The 2430-nt window shown below is 62.5% G+C and carries 4 protein-coding genes; all 4 read right to left on the bottom strand.

What is annotated here, in order from left to right:
- A partial coding sequence (gene rplD / locus WB528_RS04125) for a 50S ribosomal protein L4 (RefSeq protein WP_423887157.1) occupies window positions 1-156 on the bottom strand: 156 nt, incomplete at its 3' end.
- A gap of 1 nt (window position 157) precedes the next feature.
- Complete coding sequence (rplC, locus tag WB528_RS04120) at window positions 158-883, bottom strand: 50S ribosomal protein L3 (protein ID WP_423887156.1); 726 nt, start codon at window positions 881-883, stop codon at window positions 158-160.
- Window positions 884-934: 51 nt separating this feature from the next.
- Entirely contained in the window at window positions 935-1243 is a 309-nt protein-coding gene (rpsJ, locus tag WB528_RS04115) for a 30S ribosomal protein S10 (RefSeq protein ID WP_422257210.1), read from the bottom strand.
- 111 nt (window positions 1244-1354) lie between these two features.
- Window positions 1355-2430: elongation factor Tu (gene tuf, locus WB528_RS04110; RefSeq protein ID WP_423887155.1), on the bottom strand; the 1076-nt coding region annotated here is incomplete at its 5' end.

The raw sequence follows: 2430 nt of genomic DNA, 5'->3' as shown, positions 1-2430 counted from the left end.
GTCCTTGGTCTTGTGGGTGCCAGCCTGACGCTTGTTGAGCTGCCATTGCACGCAGCGCTGGATGATGTCCTTGCGCGGCTCAAGACCGAAGATACCGTCGGAAAGCTGGACCGAACCGGCCGCTTTACCTTCAAGGGTCGTGACTTTCAGTTCCATCTCACGCGCCCTCCTGCTGGGCCGGAGCCTCAGTCGCCTGCTCGCCGCCGCCGGCGACCTTGAATTTGCCGGGCTTCGGAGCTTCCTTCGGCAGCGGCTTCTTGACCGCATCGCGCACCGCGATCCATCCGCCCTTGGAGCCGGGAACGGCGCCTTCGACCAGGATCAGGCCACGCTCGACATCGGTCTGGACGACACGAAGATTCAGCGTGGTGATGCGATCGACGCCCATGTGGCCGGGCATCTTCTTGTTCTTGAAGGTCTTGCCGGGGTCCTGACGGCCACCGGTCGAACCGATCGAACGGTGCGAGACCGACACACCGTGGGTGGCGCGCAGACCACCGAAATTCCAGCGCTTCATGCCGCCGGCAAAGCCCTTACCGACCGAGGTACCGGTGACGTCGACGTACTGGCCGACGACAAAATGGTCGGCCTGGATTTCCGCGCCGACCGGGATCAGCGCGTCCTGCGACACGCGGAATTCGGTGAGCTTGCGCTTGGGTTCGACCTTGGCGACCGCGAACTGGCCGCGTTCGGCCTTGGGCAAATAGACAGTCTTGCGCGAGCCCGAACCGAGCTGAAGCGCAACATAACCATTCTTCTCGGTCGTGCGGTGACCGATCACCTGGCAATTGCCCAGCTTCAGCACGGTCACAGGGATATGTTCGCCGGTCTCCGTAAAGACCCGCGTCATCCCGACCTTTTGTGCGATCACTCCGGAGCGCATCGGCGTGCTTCCTGTTCTTTCTGTCCGCTCGTCTTGCGGATGGCTTAAGGGTTAGAGCTTGATTTCGACGTCGACGCCGGCGGCCAGATCGAGCTTCATCAGCGCGTCCACGGTTTGCGGTGTCGGGTCGACAATGTCGAGAAGGCGCTTGTGCGTGCGCATCTCGAATTGCTCGCGGCTCTTCTTGTCAACGTGCGGCGAACGGTTGACGGTGAACTTCTCCAAGCGGGTCGGCAGCGGAATGGGTCCGCGAACCTGAGCGCCGGTCCGTTTCGCCGTATTCACGATCTCACGCGTCGACGAATCGAGAATTCGATGGTCGAACGCCTTGAGGCGGATGCGGATATTCTGGCCGTTCATTGCCGTTGTCTCTCTGTTCCGTCGTGGCCGGGCTCGCCCCGGCCATCCACGTCTGGAAATAAAGAAGTCGTGGATGCCCGGCACGAGGCCGGGCATTACGACGGATGCTTCTTACTCGATGATGCTTGCGACCACGCCGGCGCCGACGGTGCGGCCACCTTCACGGATCGCGAAGCGGAGCTTTTCTTCCATCGCGATCGGCACGATCAGGTGCACTTCCATCGCGATGTTGTCGCCCGGCATCACCATTTCGGTGCCTTCGGGCAGATGCACGACACCGGTCACGTCGGTGGTGCGGAAGTAGAACTGCGGCCGATAGTTGGTGAAGAACGGGGTGTGACGTCCGCCCTCTTCCTTGGTGAGGATGTAGGCCTCGGCCTTGAACTTGGTGTGCGGCTTGACCGAACCCGGCTTGCACAGTACCTGGCCACGCTCGACTTCCTCGCGCTTGGTGCCGCGAAGCAGCGCGCCGATGTTGTCGCCCGCCTGGCCCTGATCGAGCAGCTTGCGGAACATTTCAACGCCGGTGACGATGGTCTTCTGCGTGGCGCGCAGACCGACGATCTCGATTTCCTCGCCGACCTTGATCACGCCGCGCTCGACACGGCCGGTGACCACGGTGCCGCGGCCGGAGATCGAGAACACGTCTTCCACCGGCATCAGGAACGGCTGGTCGATCGGACGCTCGGGCTGCGGAATGTACTCGTCGACATACTTCATCAGCTCGAGGATCGCGTCGTGACCGAGCTTCTTGTCCTTGTCTTCGAGGGCGGCGAGCGCCGAGCCCTTGATGATCGGGATCTTGTCGCCCGGGAAGTCGTACTTCGAGAGCAGTTCGCGAACTTCGAGCTCGACGAGTTCGAGCAGTTCCGGATCGTCGACCATATCGCACTTGTTGAGGAACACGACCATCGCGGGCACGCCGACCTGCTTGGCGAGCAGGATGTGCTCGCGGGTCTGCGGCATCGGGCCGTCGGCAGCCGACACAACCAGGATCGCGCCGTCCATCTGCGCGGCGCCCGTGATCATGTTCTTCACATAGTCGGCGTGGCCGGGGCAATCGACGTGGGCGTAGTGGCGGTTCTGCGTCTCGTATTCGACGTGAGCGGTCGAAATCGTGATGCCGCGCGCCTTCTCTTCCGGCGCCTTGTCGATCTGGTCGTACGCCGTGAACGTCGCACCACCGG

Origin of the sequence: Bradyrhizobium sp. (assembly GCF_049586575.1) — a bacterium.
Lineage (GTDB): Bacteria > Pseudomonadota > Alphaproteobacteria > Rhizobiales > Xanthobacteraceae > Bradyrhizobium.
This window is presented reverse-complemented; position numbering and strand designations above follow the sequence as displayed.